The organism is Sphingopyxis sp. LARHCG72, from assembly GCF_052871675.1.
In genome coordinates, this window is sequence record NZ_JBIXJU010000001.1 from 277,501 (window position 1) to 294,689 (window position 17,189).

The 17,189-nt window shown below is 63.8% G+C and carries 19 protein-coding genes, 1 tRNA gene and 2 rRNA genes (1 of these 22 running past the window's edge); 12 read left to right on the forward strand and 10 right to left on the reverse strand.

The genetic code is table 11. The annotated features are described in order from the left end of the window. The 3 genes from ACIPPQ_RS01350 to ACIPPQ_RS01360 form a co-directional block, all read left to right on the forward strand. Positions 1 to 1,008, forward strand: a 23S ribosomal RNA gene (locus tag ACIPPQ_RS01350) (it extends 1,785 nt beyond the left edge of the window). Between the two features lie 118 nt (positions 1,009 to 1,126). Beyond that, positions 1,127 to 1,241, forward strand: a 5S ribosomal RNA gene (gene rrf / locus ACIPPQ_RS01355). 111 nt (positions 1,242 to 1,352) lie between these two features. Next, a tRNA-Met gene (locus tag ACIPPQ_RS01360) sits at positions 1,353 to 1,429 on the forward strand. A 74-nt stretch (positions 1,430 to 1,503) separates the two neighbouring features. Here ACIPPQ_RS01360 and ACIPPQ_RS01365 read toward each other — a convergent pair. The 4 genes from ACIPPQ_RS01365 to ACIPPQ_RS01380 all read right to left on the reverse strand — a co-directional run bounded on the left by ACIPPQ_RS01365 (position 1,504) and on the right by ACIPPQ_RS01380 (position 5,964). Beyond that, a complete protein-coding gene (locus ACIPPQ_RS01365; protein WP_446542421.1) occupies positions 1,504 to 2,319 on the reverse strand; it encodes a hypothetical protein in 816 nt (271 codons plus the stop codon). Between the two features lie 159 nt (positions 2,320 to 2,478). After that, positions 2,479 to 4,677, reverse strand: a complete 2,199-nt coding sequence (locus tag ACIPPQ_RS01370) for a M3 family metallopeptidase (RefSeq protein ID WP_446542422.1) — start codon at positions 4,675 to 4,677, stop codon at positions 2,479 to 2,481. 115 nt (positions 4,678 to 4,792) lie between these two features. Beyond that, a complete protein-coding gene (locus ACIPPQ_RS01375; RefSeq protein ID WP_446542423.1) occupies positions 4,793 to 5,098 on the reverse strand; it encodes a hypothetical protein in 306 nt (101 codons plus the stop codon). Next, positions 5,095 to 5,964, reverse strand: coding sequence for an SMP-30/gluconolactonase/LRE family protein (locus ACIPPQ_RS01380; protein ID WP_446542424.1), 870 nt, complete (start codon positions 5,962 to 5,964; stop codon positions 5,095 to 5,097). The genes ACIPPQ_RS01375 and ACIPPQ_RS01380 overlap by 4 nt, the downstream gene beginning before the upstream one ends. A gap of 204 nt (positions 5,965 to 6,168) precedes the next feature. Here ACIPPQ_RS01380 and ACIPPQ_RS01385 point away from each other — a divergent pair, with 204 nt between their 5' ends. From ACIPPQ_RS01385 to ACIPPQ_RS01400, 4 genes are all read left to right on the forward strand, one after another. Then, the gene (locus tag ACIPPQ_RS01385; protein ID WP_037516828.1) at positions 6,169 to 7,323 is read left to right on the forward strand and encodes an acyl-CoA dehydrogenase family protein; all 1,155 of its coding nucleotides are present in this window, start codon (positions 6,169 to 6,171) and stop codon (positions 7,321 to 7,323) included. A 31-nt stretch (positions 7,324 to 7,354) separates the two neighbouring features. Continuing rightward, positions 7,355 to 8,524 (forward strand): acetyl-CoA C-acetyltransferase, encoded by a 1,170-nt coding sequence (locus ACIPPQ_RS01390; RefSeq protein ID WP_446542425.1) that lies wholly within the window; start codon positions 7,355 to 7,357, stop codon positions 8,522 to 8,524. 108 nt (positions 8,525 to 8,632) lie between these two features. Next, entirely contained in the window at positions 8,633 to 9,415 is a 783-nt protein-coding gene (locus ACIPPQ_RS01395) for an SDR family NAD(P)-dependent oxidoreductase (RefSeq protein ID WP_446542426.1), read from the forward strand. A gap of 1 nt (position 9,416) precedes the next feature. Further along, on the forward strand, positions 9,417 to 9,854 hold the full coding sequence (locus tag ACIPPQ_RS01400) for an acyl-CoA thioesterase (protein WP_446542427.1): 438 nt from the start codon (positions 9,417 to 9,419) through the stop codon (positions 9,852 to 9,854). A 186-nt stretch (positions 9,855 to 10,040) separates the two neighbouring features. Here ACIPPQ_RS01400 and gmk read toward each other — a convergent pair whose 3' ends face one another. Continuing rightward, positions 10,041 to 10,703, reverse strand: coding sequence for a guanylate kinase (gene gmk / locus ACIPPQ_RS01405; protein ID WP_331134454.1), 663 nt, complete (start codon positions 10,701 to 10,703; stop codon positions 10,041 to 10,043). A gap of 44 nt (positions 10,704 to 10,747) precedes the next feature. Between gmk and ACIPPQ_RS01410 the strand changes: the two genes are divergently transcribed. Continuing rightward, positions 10,748 to 11,311: a DUF2585 domain-containing protein gene (locus tag ACIPPQ_RS01410; RefSeq protein WP_446542428.1), complete on the forward strand. Its 564-nt coding sequence runs from the start codon at positions 10,748 to 10,750 to the stop codon at positions 11,309 to 11,311. A 13-nt stretch (positions 11,312 to 11,324) separates the two neighbouring features. On the opposite strand, the gene ACIPPQ_RS01415 is transcribed toward ACIPPQ_RS01410, so the two are convergent. Genes ACIPPQ_RS01415 through ACIPPQ_RS01435 form a run of 5 tightly spaced genes read right to left on the reverse strand, consistent with a single transcriptional unit; the run spans position 11,325 to position 14,385 of the window. Next, on the reverse strand, positions 11,325 to 11,717 hold the full coding sequence (locus ACIPPQ_RS01415; protein ID WP_446542429.1) for a hypothetical protein: 393 nt from the start codon (positions 11,715 to 11,717) through the stop codon (positions 11,325 to 11,327). Positions 11,718 to 11,771: 54 nt separating this feature from the next. Further along, positions 11,772 to 12,140, reverse strand: a complete 369-nt coding sequence (locus ACIPPQ_RS01420) for a hypothetical protein (RefSeq protein ID WP_327451808.1) — start codon at positions 12,138 to 12,140, stop codon at positions 11,772 to 11,774. A 52-nt stretch (positions 12,141 to 12,192) separates the two neighbouring features. Next, positions 12,193 to 13,587, reverse strand: coding sequence for a class II fumarate hydratase (gene fumC, locus ACIPPQ_RS01425; protein ID WP_446542430.1), 1,395 nt, complete (start codon positions 13,585 to 13,587; stop codon positions 12,193 to 12,195). Further along, the gene (locus ACIPPQ_RS01430; protein ID WP_446542431.1) at positions 13,584 to 13,898 is read right to left on the reverse strand and encodes a hypothetical protein; all 315 of its coding nucleotides are present in this window, start codon (positions 13,896 to 13,898) and stop codon (positions 13,584 to 13,586) included. Before ACIPPQ_RS01430 ends, fumC begins: the two co-directional genes overlap by 4 nt. Before the next feature lie 4 nt (positions 13,899 to 13,902). Beyond that, positions 13,903 to 14,385 carry an SspB family protein gene (locus tag ACIPPQ_RS01435; RefSeq protein WP_327452291.1) on the reverse strand — a complete coding sequence of 161 codons (483 nt, stop codon included), beginning with the start codon at positions 14,383 to 14,385 and terminating at the stop codon, positions 13,903 to 13,905. A gap of 86 nt (positions 14,386 to 14,471) precedes the next feature. Between ACIPPQ_RS01435 and hisB the strand changes: the two genes are divergently transcribed. From hisB to hisF, 4 genes are read left to right on the forward strand one after another with little or no spacing between them, the layout of a single operon-like run. Then, entirely contained in the window at positions 14,472 to 15,059 is a 588-nt protein-coding gene (gene hisB / locus ACIPPQ_RS01440; RefSeq protein WP_179498457.1) for an imidazoleglycerol-phosphate dehydratase HisB, read from the forward strand. Positions 15,060 to 15,068: 9 nt separating this feature from the next. Then, positions 15,069 to 15,677 (forward strand): imidazole glycerol phosphate synthase subunit HisH, encoded by a 609-nt coding sequence (hisH, locus tag ACIPPQ_RS01445; protein ID WP_446542432.1) that lies wholly within the window; start codon positions 15,069 to 15,071, stop codon positions 15,675 to 15,677. Further along, positions 15,665 to 16,399, forward strand: a complete 735-nt coding sequence (gene hisA / locus ACIPPQ_RS01450; protein WP_446542433.1) for a 1-(5-phosphoribosyl)-5-[(5-phosphoribosylamino)methylideneamino]imidazole-4-carboxamide isomerase — start codon at positions 15,665 to 15,667, stop codon at positions 16,397 to 16,399. The genes hisH and hisA overlap by 13 nt, the downstream gene beginning before the upstream one ends. Continuing rightward, positions 16,396 to 17,160 carry an imidazole glycerol phosphate synthase subunit HisF gene (hisF, locus tag ACIPPQ_RS01455; protein WP_446542434.1) on the forward strand — a complete coding sequence of 255 codons (765 nt, stop codon included), beginning with the start codon at positions 16,396 to 16,398 and terminating at the stop codon, positions 17,158 to 17,160. The genes hisA and hisF overlap by 4 nt, the downstream gene beginning before the upstream one ends. Positions 17,161 to 17,189 lie beyond the last annotated feature (29 nt).

Here is a 17,189-nt window from a genome sequence, read left to right on the forward strand (position 1 = left end):
AAGCTCCGAAATGAAGCCCAGGTAAACGGCGGCCGTAACTATAACGGTCCTAAGGTAGCGAAATTCCTTGTCGGGTAAGTTCCGACCTGCACGAATGGCGTAACGACTTCCCCACTGTCTCCAGGAGATGCTCAGCGAAATTGAATTCTCCGTGAAGATGCGGAGTACCCGCGGTTAGACGGAAAGACCCCGTGCACCTTTACTGCAGCTTCAGAGTGGCATTAGGAAAGAACTGTGTAGCATAGGTGGGAGGCTTTGAAGCACTGGCGCCAGCCGGTGTGGAGCCATAGGTGAAATACCACCCTGTTGTTTTCTGATGTCTAACCTCGATCCATGAAACTGGATCAGGGACCCTCTGTGGCGGGTAGTTTGACTGGGGCGGTCGCCTCCTAAAGAGTAACGGAGGCGCGCGATGGTAGGCTCAGGACGGTTGGAAACCGTCTGTTAGAGTGCAATGGCATAAGCCTGCCTGACTGCGAGACTGACGAGTCGAGCAGAGACGAAAGTCGGTCATAGTGATCCGGTGGTCCCGAGTGGAAGGGCCATCGCTCAACGGATAAAAGGTACGCCGGGGATAACAGGCTGATGATTCCCAAGAGCTCATATCGACGGAATCGTTTGGCACCTCGATGTCGGCTCATCACATCCTGGGGCTGGAGCAGGTCCCAAGGGTTTGGCTGTTCGCCAATTAAAGTGGTACGTGAGCTGGGTTCAGAACGTCGTGAGACAGTTTGGTCCCTATCTGCCGTGGGCGTCGAAATTTGAGAGGAGTTGACCCTAGTACGAGAGGACCGGGTTGAACATACCTCTGGTGTACCTGTCGTGGCGCCAGCCGCGCAGCAGGGTAGCTATGTATGGACGGGATAACCGCTGAAAGCATCTAAGCGGGAAGCCTCCCTCAAGATAAGATTTCTTAGAGCCGTGGAAGACCACCACGTTGATAGATCGGATGTAGAAGCGCGGTAACGCGTGGAGCTAACCGATACTAATTGCTCTATTCGCACTTAAGAGTCCCGCCATCAACGACAAGCCTGACCGGTTTGTCCGCGAATGACGGATGATTGATCAGACAAATATTGCACGGACATCGATTGAAACCCTTTTTGACCCTACGCCGGCTTCATTGCTTGGTGACCATGGCGTCAGTGACCCACCCGATCCCATCTCGAACTCGGCCGTGAAACCTGACAGCGCCGATGGTACTACCGCTTAAGCGTTGGAAGAGTAGGACGTCGCCAGGCATTGCAGCCGACGTAAGGTCGAAACGGAAACCCATTCACAAAGTTAGAGGCCGGCAGCGATGCCGGCCTTTTGCTGTTTCGGCGGTCCCTATGGCGATCGCCGTTGGTTGGCGCGGGATGGAGCAGCCCGGTAGCTCGTCAGGCTCATAACCTGAAGGTCGTAGGTTCAAATCCTACTCCCGCAACCATCAAAAAGCCCGCCTTCCCTATGGGATGGCGGGCTTTTTGCTGTCTTGAAGCTGTGGCGGGCGGAGTGTTCGGGTTAGCGGGCCGGAAGGGGCGCCTCCACAAAGTCCAGGCTCCATCCTTTCCGGTTCCCTCCCAACGCAGACCCATCGTCGGGAGCGACAAATCGGACGGCCGCAGTGCTCATGGGTGTTTCAACCGCGAGTGTCGCTCGCTTGCCATCCCAGCTGGCTATCTTGACGCGTGCGCCGGCCAAACTGATCGTCCGCGGGAGGCTTCCGGGATCGACGGCCTCCGCCGGGCCAAAATCGAACGTGGAAGCGAGCCCCGTGTAAGCGAGAATTCGAAACTCGAGTTTTCCACCGACCAGATCGTAGGAAAGATATACCTCGGGCAGCCTGTAGGTGCCGCTTCTCGCCGGCTTTCGTTCGCGGGGGATGTAGCGATATGCGATGGCAGGGATCGTATCGAACTTGAGGAAGCGGTCGGGCTGGTCGGGGTCCAATGTCGTGAGCTGATCGAACGCGCCGTTCCCATCGGAATCCCGCAGGCATTTTTCAGTGCCAAAGCGCGATCGCCTCACGCAATATAGCCATCCTCTATGGTGAAAACGTCCATCCTTGGCCGAGACGCCAATCCACTCGGTCAAAGAGAAATTGTCACTCATATCCATGTCATATTTGCGTCGCGCTTCCTTCTCCTGCTCCCGATCCGCAAATTCGAGAAAGCCGTCGAATGTGATTTGCTGTGCATAGAAGGGCCGGCCAGGTTTGACGGGGCGTTCACCGGGAAGCCCGTTCTCCGCAAGCACCTGGACCCGAAGCAAGCGGTCCGATACGAAATCCTGCGGCGGAAGCGCTGACGCAGCGGCAGCAAAAGCAAGCGCGAACATCCAAATAGTCCCTCCCGCGACCCGATTTTCATATAATCAAATGGCTGTCTAGATCAGCTCCCGCCAAACGCCAAGCATCCGCCACCGGCCGAGCCGGGCGTCGGCTTCCCAAAACAAAGGGGGCGAAAACGCCCCCTTTGCCTCCCCGGTATCATTCGCCTATTCGGTCGGAAAACCGCGCTTTTTCAGCAGCGCCTTCACGTCGGGATCGCGGCCGCGGAAGGCGCGGTACGCCTCGGCGCGGTCGGTCTCGTTGCCCGTCATCAGCAGGATCGTGCGGAACTTGTCGGCGACGCTGCGATCCCACGGGCCGCCCGCTTCGGTGAACGCCGCCCAGGTGTCGGCGTCCATCGTTTCCGACCAGAGGTAGGAATAATAGCCTGCCGAATAGGCGTCCGAACTGAACAGGTGCCCGAACTGCGGCAGGCGGTGCCGCATAACGATTTCCTTCGGCATGCCGATTGCGGCGAGCGTTTCGCGCTCGAACTTGTCGACGTCGGCGGGCGGCGTCTTGCGGTCGTGCAGCTTCATGTCGACGATCGCGCTCGAGAGATATTCGACCGTGGAAAAGCCCTGGTTGAACTTGTCCGAGGCGAGGATCTTGTCGACCAGCGCCTGCGGCATCGGCTGACCCGTCTTGTAGTGCGTCGCATATTTCGACAACACTTCGGGGGTCATCAGCCAATTCTCGTTCACCTGGCTCGGATATTCGACGAAGTCGCGCGGCACCCCGGCGAGCGCCGGGTAATAGATATGCTGCAGCATATAATGGATGCCGTGGCCGAATTCGTGGAACAGCGTCGTCGCGTCGTCGAGGCTGATCAGCGTCGGCTCGCCCTTCGCGGCTTCGGTGAAATTATTGTTGTTCGACGCGAGGACATTGCGTTCGCCGCCGAGCGTCTGCTGGCTGCGATAGGTCGTCATCCACGCACCCGAGCGCTTTCCGTCGCGCGCGAAATTGTCGAGGTAGAAGACGCCGACATTTTCGTTCGTCTTGAGATTATAGACCTCGAAGGTCCGGACCTTGGGGTCGAAGACGGGGATCGTGCCGGTATTTTCACGGAAGCCGAGGTCGTAGAGCTGGCCCGCCGACCAGAACATGCCGTCGACGAGCTTGTCGAGCTGGAGATAAGGCTTCACCTCGCTTTCATCGAGGTCGTATTTCGCCTTGCGGACCTTCTCGGCGTAGAAGCGATAGTCCCACGGCTCGATGGTGATCTTCGGACCCTTGCCAGCTTTCGCTTCGGCATCGGCGATCGCCTGCATGTCGGCGACCTCTTCCTTCACGCGCGCGACCGCGGCGGGCCAGACCTTCATCATCAGCCCCATCGCCGCCTCGGGGGTCTTCGCCATCGTGTCGGCCATGCGGTAATTGGCGTGGGTTGCGAAACCGAGCAGCTCGGCGCGCTGCTGGCGCAGCTTCAATATCTCGACGATCGTCGCATTGGTGTCGTTCGCGTCGCCATTGTCGCCACGGCTGACGAACGCCTTGTAAACGCGTTCGCGAAGCGCGCGGTTGGTCGCGCCCTGCATCACCGGCTGCGCCGACGAGCGGGTGTTCTTGATCGCCCACTGGCCGGGCTTGCCATTGGCTTCGGCGGCGGCGGCGAGCGAGGCGATGAAGCCGGGTTCGAGACCCGCGAGTTCGCCCTTGTCGGTGACGAAGGTGTAGAGCTTTTCGTCGCCGAGCAGTTTCGACGAGAAGGCGGAGAACAGGCCTTCGAGCTTCGAGTTCATCGCGACGAGCTTTGCCTTGTCGGCGGGCGACAGGTTCGCGCCGTCGCGGACCATTTCGTCATAGCTGCGCTCGACGATGCGGATCTGCTGCGCATTGAGCCCGCTCGAATGGCGCTTGTCATACACCGCCTTGTAGCGTGCGAAGAGCTTCGGCTCGAGGAACAGCTCGGTGTAGAAGGTGGTGAGCTTGGGGCTCCATTCGGCGTCGATGTCCTCAACGCGATCGTTCGACTTGTTCGACGTCTGCACGCCCCACAGCGCATAGACGCGGTCCATCATGTCGCCGGCAAGCTGCATCGGAACATGCGTATTCTCGAAGGTCGGCGCCGCGGGATTGTCGATCACCGCCTGCACCTGCGCCTTAACTTCGGCCATGCCTTTGGTGAAGGCGTCGGGGAAAAGTTCGGGGTCCATCTTGTCCCACGGCGGCACCCCTTCATAGGGGCCGGTCCACGGCGCGGTCATCGGGTTTGCGCCCGTGGGGGCGGGGGCGGCCGGCTTCGCGGCAGCGGTGGGTTCGGCGGCGGTTGCGGTGGTCATCTGGCTATAACCCACGATCATCGCGGTGGATGCAAGCATGATCGACAAATGACGGGCAAAAGGCTGCGCGGCGCGCGACATCGATTAATCTCCCCGGAGGATAAGGTTTCGGACGAAACCATGTCGAGGGCCGTCTTAACCAGATATGACAGGGGGGTGCAAGCCGCGGTCGGGCCAGAAATGCGGGCAGAGAGGCTCAAAAAGCGTCGCAGTAGAGGCGTTCGTTGTGCACCAGCCAATATTGGACGGGCAGGGCCAGGAGCGAGAGTGCGAGCACGACCACGTACGGAAGGCGCAGACGCCGCCACATGATCGCGAGCAGGCCCGACAGGAAAAGTCCGGCATAAACGAAATGAATCCACCCGAAGGCGTCCAGCGCAGGATCGCGGGTTGCGGTGCAGAAGATGCTGATCGCCCAAACGCCATTGAAACTGAGGATCGCGAGCAGCGCCTGCAAGGAAAGCAGGAGGATGACCCCCAATCGCTGCTCCGCTTCCGTCATCCCGCAAAGGCCGGCTGGGTCAATCCCGGCACGTCGACCTGGAATGTGAACACGCCGCCCGCGTGCGGCTGCGCTTTGCGCTCTTCGTCGGTCAGGTTCTTGCCCGCGCTGGTAACGAAGGCGGTCTGGAGGTCGGCGCCGCCAAAGGCGAGCATCGTCGGGCGCTGCACCGGAAGTTCGACCGTCTGGAGCAATTCACCCGCGGGCGAGAAGCGCACGATGCGCCAGCCGTCCCACATCGCCGACCAGTAGCAGCCCTCGGCATCGACCGCTGCGCCGTCGGGGCGGCCATTGCCGAATTCGAACTGGTGGAAGATGCGGCCATTGCTCAGCGTGCCTGCGGCCGGGTCGACGTCATAGGCGCGGATCGCGTGGGTCGGCGTGTCGGCGTGGTAAAAGGTGCGGCCGTCGGGGCTGAAGGCGGCGCCGTTGCTCGTCGTAAGCCCCCCCAAAATCTCGGTCAGGGAGCCGTCGGGATCGAGGCGATAGAGCGTCGCGGCAGGATTCGCCTTGTCGCTCGTCAGGCTGCCGACCCACAGGCGCCCTGCGGCGTCGACGCGGCCATCGTTGAAGCGCTGTTCGGGCTTGTCCGCGAGCACCGCCGGGCCGAAGGGGCGCGGCGCGGCGCCCCAGCCGTCGATCAGCGCACAACCATTCTCGAGCGCGGCGACGAGACCGCCCCCCGCGCGTGGCGCGATGCAGCCGACCTGCTCGGCGAGGTCCATCGTCTCGTCGGTACCCGTAGCGGGATCGGTGCGATGGATTTTACGGCCCTCGATATCGACCCAATAAAGACGGGCTTCGGCTGCATGCCAGAAGGGCGATTCGCCGAGCAAGGCGCCGGCATCGAGAAGCAGTTGGACCATGCGCCAAGCCTTAGCGCGGCCCGTCGATGCTGCCCAGCGGCTGCAAACCTATTCGCTGTGCCGCCGCTCCGCGCGTGTTTGACGCATCTTCGCTGCCGTAGCGGCATTTCTACTTGACGTGGACGTAAACGTAAGGTCATTTGGCCGGGAAAGATGCGGCCGACTCCCCGCTTGCGTTCGGCTGTTCTCAGGGAAAGGAACAATATGTCGCTCGATAATCTGTCGCGCTCCGCCTACTCCGAAGACCATGAGGCGTTTCGCGCCACGGTGCGCCAGTTCCTCGAAAAGGAAGTCGCCCCCAATGCGGCGAAATGGGCTGAGGACGGCATCGTGCCCAAGGACATCTGGCCGAAGGCGGGCGAGCTCGGCATGCTGTGCCCGACGGTGCCCGAGGAATACGGCGGGCTCGGCCTCGACTTCGGCTATAATGCCGTCGTCGACGAAGAAAGCGCCTATTATGGCCGCGCGACGACGGGCTTCTCGCTCCAGTCGGACATCGTCACCAGCTATATCGTCAAATATGGCAGCGAGGAGCAGAAGAAGCACTGGCTGCCCAAGATGGTGTCGGGCGAGGTGATCACCGCGATCGCGATGACCGAACCGGGCACCGGCAGCGACCTTCAGGGCATGCGTACGACCGCGAAGAAGGATGGCAATCACTATGTCATTAACGGGTCGAAAACCTATATCACCAACGGCCAGAACGCCGACCTGATCCTCGTCTGCGTCAAGACCGACACCGAGGTCCAGCCGGCGTGGAAGGGCGTGTCGATCGTGCTCGTCGAAGCCGACCGCGAAGGCTATGAGCGCGGGCGCAACCTCGACAAGATCGGACAGGACGAGGCCGATACGTCGGAAATGTTCTTCAACGATGTCCGCGTGCCGATCACCAACTGTCTCGGCGAAGAGGGGCAGGGGTTCATCTATCTGATGAGCGAGCTTCCGCAGGAGCGGCTGTCGATCGCGGTGTCGGCGCAGGCGTCGGCGCAGCGCGCGTTCGACGATACGGTCGAGTTCACCCGCGACCGCAAGGCGTTCGGCAAGCCGATCCTCGATTTCCAGAACACGCGCTTCGTGCTCGCGGATTTGAAGGCCAAGCTGCAGGTCGGCTGGGCGCACCTAGACTGGGCGCTGAACCGTCACATGAAGAAGGAGCTGACCCCCGAAGAAGGCGCTGCGGCGAAGCTGTGGCACACCGACCTTCAATGGGAAGTCATGGACAAATGCCTCCAGCTTCACGGCGGCGCGGGCTATATGAACGAATATCCGATCGCCCGCGCCTGGCGCGCCGCGCGCGTGACGCGCATCTTCGGCGGCACGAACGAGATCATGAAGGAACTGATCGGGCGCAAGCTCTGATCGCTTGAACCAGCAGGAAAGGAATTCTCCCATGGCTACTGCTTATATCGTCGACGCTGTCCGCACCGCGGGCGGCAAGCGCGGCGGCCGGCTCGCGGGCGTCCATCCCGTCGACCTCGGCGCCGCGGTGTTCGACGCGATTGCCGACCGCAATGATTTCGACACCAAGGCGATCGACGATGTCATCACCGGCTGCGTCAGCCAGGGCGGCCAGCAGACGATGGACCTCGGCCGCAACGCCGTGCTCGCGTCGAACCTGCCCGACTCGATCCCCGCAGTGACGATCGACCGCCAGTGCGGGTCGTCGCAGCAGGCGATCCAGTTCGCCGCGCAGGCGGTGATGTCGGGGACGCAGGACATCGTGCTCGCGAGCGGGATCGAAAGCATGACGCGCGTGCCGATGGGCGCCGTCGCGACGCTCTTCATGAAGGAAGGGCTCGGCCATTATAAGTCCGAGCGGCTCGAGGAAAAATATCCCGGCATCATGTTCAGCCAGTTCATGGGCGCCGAGATGATCGTCAAGAAACATGGCTTCACCAAGGACGACCTCGACGCCTATGCGCTCGAAAGCCATCGCCGCGGTGCCGCCGCGACCGAAGCGGGCCATTTCAAGCGCGAGATCGTCGGGGTCGAGATCGATACGCCGGAGGGCCGTCAGACGCACCTGATCGACGAAGGCATCCGCTTCGATGCGACGCTTGAAGGCATTGCCGGGGTCAAATTGCTCCAGGAAGGCGGCGCGATCACCGCGGCGTCGGCGAGCCAGATCTGCGACGGCGCGTCCGCAGCACTTGTTGTTTCGGAACAGGCGTTGAAGGATCATAATCTGACCCCGCGCGCGCGCATCCATCACATCTCGGTCACCGCGGGCGACCCCGTGATCATGCTCGAAGAACCGCTGTTCGCGACCGAACGCGCGCTGAAGAAGGCGGGCATGACGATCGGCGACATCGACGCCTATGAAGTCAACGAGGCGTTCGCGCCCGTGCCGCTCGCCTGGCTCAAATATCTCGGCGCCGATCCCGCGCGGATCAACCAGCATGGCGGCGCGATCGCGCTCGGCCACCCGCTCGGCGCCTCGGGTACCAAGCTGATGGCGACGTTGCTCGGCGTGCTCGACGCGACCGGCGGCAAGTACGGCCTGCAGACGATGTGCGAAGGCGGCGGCCAGGCCAACGTCACGATCATCGAGCGGCTGTAGTCAATCCGGCGTCGCCCCAGCAAAAGCCGGGGCCGCTATCCAACTGGGCGCTTCGTCGCCTGCGATCCCAGCTTTCACTGGGATGACGAACATTAGAGAGGACAATAAATGAAACTCGATTCCACCGTATCCGCCGTCGTCACCGGCGGTGCCTCGGGCCTTGGCGCCGCTACCGCGCGCGCGCTTGCCGCCAAGGGCGTCAAGGTCGCGATCTTCGACCTGCAGGAAGAAAAGGGCACGGCGCTCGCGGCCGAACTTGGCGGCGTTTTCTGCGAATGCAACGTCACCGACGACGCCTCGGTCGATGCCGCCTTCGAAAAGGCGCGCGCAGCGATCGGACAGGAGCGCATCCTCGTCAATTGCGCGGGCACCGGCAACGCGATCAAGACCGCGAGCCGCTCGAAAGAAGACGGCAGCATCAAGCATTTCCCGCTCGATGCGTTCAACTGGATCATCCAGATCAATCTCGTCGGCACCTTCCGCTGTATCGCCAAGTCGGCGGCGGGCATGATGACGCTCGACCCGATGGAAGACGGCGAACGCGGTGCGATCGTCAACACCGCCAGCGTCGCGGCCGAGGACGGCCAGATCGGCCAGGCGGCTTATTCGGCGTCGAAGGGCGGCGTCGTCGGCATGACGCTCCCCATCGCGCGCGACCTCGGCAACGAGAATATCCGCGTCAACACGATCCTGCCGGGCATCTTCGACACCCCGCTTCTCGCGGGTGCGCCTCAGAATGTCCGCGATGCGCTCGGTGCCTCGGTGCTCAACCCGAAGCGCCTCGGCAATCCGGTCGAATACGCCAATCTTGCGATGTGCATGATCGAGAATGGCTATTTCAACGGCGAGGACGTCCGCCTCGACGGCGGCATCCGTATGGCGCCGCGCTGACATGCCGAAACCGGAAAGCTGGCGGCTCGATGCCGCCAGCTACCCCGTTTGCATCGAGTTGCAGACGCGTTTTCAGGACATGGACATCAACGGCCACCTCAACAATGTGGCCTTTGCCGCCTTGTTCGAGAGCGGCCGCGTGCTGCTGAACCGGCAGGTGCGCCCGCTCGACGAGCGGCCCTCGAACGAGCGGACGATGGTTGCGGCGGTCGAGATCAACTATCTCGCCGAGGGCAATTTTCCCGACCCCGTGCAGATTGCGACCGGCATCGGCCGGCTCGGCACGTCGAGCTGGACGATCGTGCAGGCGATGTTCCAGAACGGCCGCGCGATCGCGACCTGCGATACCGTCGTCGTATGCCGCACCGACGGGCAGGCCAAACCGCTCCGCGCCGAAATGGTCACGGAGCTGACGGCGAATCTGGTGAAGCCGGTCTGATTTCCTTCTCCCTCGATGGGAGAAGGATACGGAGCCTTGTGCCGGAGGCGCTAGGCGCAGTTGGATGAGGGTGATGGTGCGACATGGCACCGTCGTTTCAGCCCGAAACCGCACCCCCACCGCTGCGACTAGCCAGCAAGCCGGCAAGTCTCGCTGCCTCCCCCATTAAGGGGGAGGACTCGAAAATCAGAGATTCTTGTCGGCGTCGGGGACCGAGCGGATCAGGTCGCGCGCGAAGCCGATCAGCCCGATCTGGCGGCGACGCTTGAGCCGCTCGGCGCGCAGGATCGCGCGGACCTCGTCGAAGCAACCTTCGACATGGTCGTTGATCAGCACATAGTCATAGCCGTCCCAGTGGCTGATTTCATTCGCGGCGCGCTCCATGCGCGCGGCGATGACCTCGTCGCTGTCGGTGTTACGCGAGCGCAGCCGCCGTTCGAGCTCCTCCATCGTCGGCGGCAGGACGAAGACGCGCACGACGTCGGGGCCGGCCTCCTGATAGAGTTGCTGCGCGCCTTGCCAGTCGATGTCGAACAGCACATCCTTGCCCGCGGCAAGCATCGCCTCGACCGGCGCGCGCGGCGTGCCGTAACGATGGCCGAAGACATGCGCCCATTCGAGGAATTCGCCGTCGGCCGCCATCTTCTTGAAGGTCTCGGTGTCGACGAAATGATAATGGACGCCGTCGATTTCGCCCGGGCGCGGCGGGCGCGTCGTTGCGGAGATCGACAGCGCGATATCCTTGTCGGCCTCGAGCATCATCCTCGAGATGGTGGTCTTGCCGGCGCCCGAGGGCGAGGAGAGGACGAACAACACGCCGCGGCGGTTCAGGTGGACGCTTTCAGCCATGGGCGCTATTCGCCTGACGAGGGGCGGCGGTCAAGGGGGCTCGGATGGCGGGAATTTCACGTACGGGCTGGCTGGTCGCCGCAGGACTGCTCGCGGTCTTCGCTGCCATCCTCTTTGCGATGGGGCGCCCGCCGATCTGCCCTTGCGGCGCCGTCAGCCTGTGGCACGGCGTGGTGCAGTCGAACCAGAACAGCCAGCAGATTTCGGACTGGTACAGCTTCAGCCACATCATCCACGGTTTCATATTCTTCGGCCTGTCACGCTGGCTGATCCCGCGCCAGCCGCTGTGGATTGCGCTCGCGCTGGCGATCGGGATCGAGGCCGCGTGGGAGATACTCGAAAACTCGCCCGTCATCATCGACCGCTATCGCGAGGTGACGATGGCGTATGGCTATTCGGGCGATTCGATCCTCAATTCGGTGAGCGACGCGCTGTTCATGATCCTCGGCTTCCTTGCCGCGAGCAAAATGCGCTGGTGGGTGACCGTGACCATCGCGATCGCGTTCGAGCTGTTCACCCTGTGGACGATCCGCGACAATCTGACGCTCAATGTGTTGATGCTGGTATCGCCGGTCGAGGCGATCAAGGAGTGGCAGGCGGGCGGCTGACCGGGCGGAGCGCTTACAGGCCTTTGCGGCCAAAGCTGCCGGGTTTCGTGGCCGGCAGATCGCCCGTGTCGGCGCCCGTGCGATTGGTCATATAGCGGGCAAGCGCAGCGTCGGGATCGAAATTCGTCTCGTCGGGATAGATATCGGCATATCCGGGCGTCGTGTCGGACGCCGCCTTCGTTTTGCGCGGCCCGCCCGGCTTGCCAAAGAACATCAGCTTGAGCGCCCAGATGAAGCAGGCGGCGGCCGCGATGAGCACGACGAGCGCGGACAGATGGTTGAAGAGGCGAACACCCGGATCGCCGGCGAGGTCGCCCGCGCGTTCGAGGATATTGCTGAGCGTCTTCAGCCCGAAGCCGAGCGCGAGCAGCATGACGGTGCGAAAGCCGGGCGGGTTGAAGGTCATGACCCGGCGATAGCGGGTCAGGGTGAGAATCGGGTTAATCCGGCGAAAGCGATATCAGTGCAGCGCGCCGCTGCGTCCGTTGGCGTCGAGCGGGATCGCGGGTGGCAGGGCGTCGCCCATCGTCTGCCCGTCGGGCGGCACGCCGGCGGTTCCGGCATAGCTGTCGACGACGCCCGCATTCACCAACGCGGGGTCGAGCGCATGTGCCTCCGCCGCGGCCTTGCGGGCCTCGGCGCGTTCGGCCCATTTCTTGGTGAGGTAGCCCGCCGCGACCGTCGCCGCGAGCACTGCGTAGCGTTGTGGGAACAGGCGCCGCGCCGCGAAGAGCGTGCCGGCGCCGATGACGGCGCCCGCGACGGGATGATTGCCCTTTGTGCGTCCGATGGCGCTGCCGAGAACGCCGCCTACGATACGACCGATCATCTTCCTCTCTCCTTCCCTTCAATAATCCCCGGAAGGCCCCGCGGGTTCCCCCTCAGCTCTCGGGCCCAAGCATCGTGCGCGGATCGACGACGCGATCGAAGGTCGCGGCATCGACATAGCCGAGATCGAGCGCGGCTTCCTTCAGCGTGCTGCCGGTTTCGTGCGCATGTTTGGCGATCTTGGCGGCCTTGTCGTACCCGATTTCGGGGGCGAGCGCGGTGACGAGCATCAGCGAACGGTTCATCAGCTCGTCGATGCGGCTGCGATTGGGCTCGATGCCGACGACGCAATGCTCGGTGAAACCCGCCATGCCGATGGCGAGTAGTTCGATTGAGCGCAGCACGTTCGACCCGATCAGCGGCTTGAAGACGTTGAGTTCGAGATGGCCCTGCAAACCGCCCACCGTCACCGCCTGATGATTGCCGATGACCTGCGCGGCGACCATCGTCAGCATCTCGCATTGGGTCGGGTTGACCTTGCCCGGCATGATCGAGCTGCCGGGCTCGTTCGCGGGCAGGTCGAGCTCGCCGAGTCCCGCGCGCGGGCCCGATCCGAGCAGGCGGATATCGTTCGCGATCTTGGTCAGCGCGACCGCAAGCGTATTCAGCGCGCCCGAAAAGAAGACGAGGCCGTCGTTCGACGCGAGCGCCTCGAACTTGTTTGGTGCTGGTTCAAAGGCGATGCCGGTGTTTTTCGACAGTTCGGCGGCGATCGCGGCGTCGAAACCCGCGGGGGCATTGAGCCCGGTGCCGACCGCGGTGCCGCCCTGTGCGAGCTTGCAGATATCGTCCGCCAGCGCGCCCTCGATCCGCGCACGACACGCGACCAGTTGCCGGACATAGCCCGAGAATTCCTGACCGAGGGTGAGCGGGGTCGCGTCCTGCAAATGGGTGCGGCCGATCTTGACGATATCGTCCCACGCCGCAGCCTTGGCGGCGAGCGCATCGGTGAGGGTGGTGAGCGAGGGCAGCAGGCGCTCGGTCGTCTCGACCGCGACCGCGACATGCAGCGCGGTCGGGAAACTGTCGTTCGACGACTGGCCCATGTTCACATGGTCGTTGGGGTGCACGGGCGACTTGCCGCCGCGCGTGCCCGCGAGCGCCTCGTTGGCGAGTCCCGCGATCACCTCATTGGCGTTCATGTTCGACTGGGTACCGCTGCCGGTCTGCCAGATCGCGAGCGGGAACTGGTTGTCGTGGCGGCCGGCGACGACCGCGTCGGCGGCCGCGGCAATCGCATCGGCGAGGCGGCTGTCGAGGCCATGCGCGCGGTTCACGCGCGCCGCCGCGCCCTTGATCCGCGCAAGCGCATGGACGATCGGGATCGGCATCCGCTCATGCGCCGGGAAGGCAAAATTGTGGCGGCTGCGTTCGGTCTGTGCCCCCCAATAGGCGTCGGAGGCGACCTCGATCTCGCCGATACTGTCGCTTTCGATCCGCGTGCTCATACCACCAGCATCCTTGTCACCAGCACCGACCCGGCCCAGATCATCGCGACGAGGCCAAGCAGCTGCCAAAATCCGCCTTCCCCGACGCGACGGCGCAGCCATGCCGCGGCGATCCACACGACGACGAGCGCCGGGGTCAGAATCAGCACGCTGAAGCGCAGCAGCCCGTCGGCAATCTGTCCGCGCGGAGTGGCGCTTTGCGCAAGGGCATAGCCTTCGACACCCCACCAGAAGGCGGCGGTGAGCACGAGCATGCCTGCGAGAGCCCAATATTGCCAGAAACGGCTGGGGGGCCAGAGTGGGCCGCCCATAGCGTCAGCGCTTCTTGCCGAAGTCCACCGTGACGACGTTCGACCCGTCCTCGCTGGTCACGTCGGGGCGGTCGTTGTCAGCCTCGTCATGTGGTTCGGGCTGCGCCGCGTCATCGTCGCTGACCTGGAACTGCAGCCCGAAATCGACCGACGGGTCGACGAAGGCGGTGATCGCGGCATAGGGGATCGTCAGCATCGACGGCGTCTGGTTGAACGACAGGCCGACGCTGAAATGATCGTCCGCGACGCTGAGATCCCAGAAACGGTTCTGCAGCACGATCGTCATTTCATCGGGAAATTTGGCGATCAGATGTGCGGGGATATCAACCCCCGGGGCCTGCGTCTTGAAGGTGATATAGAAATGATGCTCGCCCGGCAGGCTGTCATAGCCCTCGATCTGGCTCAGCACGCGGCCGACTACGGCGCGCAGCGCGTCCTGCACGATTTCGTCATAGGGAATCAGGCTGTCGCGGACATCGTCACTCATGCGCGACGGGATGAACGCGCGCCGCACGCCGGTCAAGGGGGGAGAGTCTCCTTGCGCCGCGAAAAAATGGCTCTATGGGGTCGGCCATGCGAACCGCCACTGTCCAGCGCACGACCAAGGAAACGGATATCGCGATCGCCGTCAATCTTGACGGAACGGGCGATTATTCGGTGTCCACCGGCATCGGTTTCCTCGACCATATGGTCGAACAATTGTCGCGCCACTCGCTGATCGACATCTCGATGCAGGTGAAGGGCGACCTTCATATCGACCAGCACCATACCGTCGAGGACAGCGCGCTCGCGCTCGGCGAAGCGGTTGCCAAGGCGCTCGGCGACAAGCGCGGCATCGCGCGCTACGGCGAGGCGCATGCGCCGATGGACGAAACGCTGACGCGTTGTGTTCTCGATATTTCGGGGCGCCCGCACTGCGTCTACAAGTCGAGCTTCTCGCAGCCGCGGCTCGGCGAGATGGACACCGAGATGTTCCCGCACTGGTTTCACAGTTTCGCGCAGGCGGCGGGGATCACGCTGCACATCGAGATGCTGTACGGCGAGAACAACCATCACATCGCCGAAAGCATGTATAAGGCGCTTGCCAGAGCGTTGCGCCAGGCGGTCGAGATCGACCCGCGCAAGGGCGATGCGATCCCCTCGACCAAGGGCGTTCTCTAGAGGCTGTTCATGAGCGTTGTTGCCCTGATCGACTATGGCGCGGGCAATCTTCGCTCGGTGCATAATGCGCTCGTCGCGGCGGGCGCGGACAATGTCGCCGTCACCGCCGACCCCGATGTCGTGGCACGGGCCGACCGGATCGTCCTTCCGGGCGTGGGAGCCTTCGCCGCGTGCATGAACGGGCTTTCCGCCATCGACGGGCTGGTCGAGGCGATGGAGCGGCGCGTGCGGAGCGACGGCACCCCCTTCCTCGGCATCTGCGTCGGCATGCAATTGCTCGCCGATGCGGGTGAGGAGCATGGGCGGCACGCGGGGCTCGGCTGGATCGGCGGCACGGTGCGCGCGTTCGACCCGCAGCCCGGCCTGCGCATCCCGCACATGGGCTGGAACGACGTCGTGCCCGCCTTCGCGCATCCGGTGATCGCCGCGGGCGAGGCCTATTATCTCCACGGCTATCATTTCGCCGATGCGGTCGATGTCGCCGCGACCAGCAGCCATGGCGCGACCTTCACCGCTGCGGTCGCGAAGGACAATATCGTCGGCGTCCAATATCACCCCGAAAAAAGCCAGGCCTATGGCCTCGCGACGCTCGAAAGGTTTCTCCATTGGCGTCCCTGACCATCTTCCCCGCGATCGATCTCAAGCGCGGACAGGTCGTACGGCTGGCCGAGGGCGATATGGCGCGTGCGACCGTCTATGGCGATGACCCGGCGGCGCAGGCGCGCCTCTTCGCCGATGCGGGCGCCTCGCACCTGCACGTCGTCGACCTCGACGGCGCCTTTGCGGGTGCAAGCGTCAATGGCGCGGCGGTCGAGAGCATCATCGCGGCCTTTCCGGGCAAGGTGCAGGTCGGCGGCGGTATCCGCGACCGCGCGGGCGTCGATCGCTGGCTGGCGCTCGGCGTCGAGCGCGTGATCATCGGCACCGCAGCGCTGAAGGATCCCGAATTCGTCAAATCGGCCGCGCGCGACCTGCCCGGCCGGATTGTCGTCGGCGTCGACGCGCGCGACGGCATGGTTGCGACCGAAGGCTGGGCCGATGTCTCCGACGTGCGCGTCGAGGATCTCGCGCGGCGCTTCGAGGATGCCGGGGTCGCGGCTTTGCTGTTTACCGATGTAGGCCGCGACGGGCTGCTCAAGGGCTGCAATGTCGAAGCGACGGTCGCGCTGGCGCAGGCGGTCGCCATTCCCGTGATCGCGTCGGGCGGCGTTGCCGATATCGGCGACATCCACGCGCTGCGCCCGCATGTTGCGAACGGCATCGAGGGCGTGATTACGGGACGCGCGCTCTACGACGGCCGGCTCGACCTTGCCGAAGCGATCGCGGCGGGGGCGGCGTGACGGTCCGCGTCCGCGTCATCCCTTGCCTCGACGTCGCCGACGGGCGCGTCGTGAAGGGGGTCAATTTCGTCGACCTCCGCGATGCCGGCGATCCGGTCGAAGCCGCGCGCGCCTATGACGCCGCGGGCGCCGACGAGCTTTGCTTCCTCGACATTTCGGCGAGCCACCAGGGCCGCGGCACCCTGCTCGACATGGTGAGCCGCACCGCCGAAGTCTGTTTCATGCCGCTCACCGTCGGCGGCGGAGTGCGCAGCGCCGACGATGCACGCGCGCTGCTGCTCGCGGGCGCCGACAAGGTCGCGGTCAACAGCGCTGCGGTGGCGCGTCCCGAACTCGTCGCCGATATCGCCGACCGCTTCGGCAGCCAGTGTGCGGTGGGCAGCATCGACGCACGGCGCGTGACAGACGGTCGCTGGGAAATCTTCACGCATGGCGGCCGCAAGCCCACCGGGATCGACGCGCTCGACCATGCCGTCCGCCTCGCCGAACTCGGCGCGGGCGAGTTGCTCGTCACCTCGATGGACCGCGACGGCACCAAGGATGGCTACGACCTCGCGCTCACGCGCGCGATCGCCGATGCGGTCAGCGTGCCTGTGATCGCGAGCGGCGGGGTGGGCGACCTCGACCATCTCGTCGCCGGGGTGATCGAAGGCGGCGCGAGCGCGGTGCTGGCGGCAAGCATCTTCCATTTCGGCGAGGCGACGATCGCCGAAGCCCATGCGCGGCTTGCCAAGGCCGGATTGCCCGTTCGCGCACATTAATCGTCGCGCGGGGTAGTCATGCGGAAAGC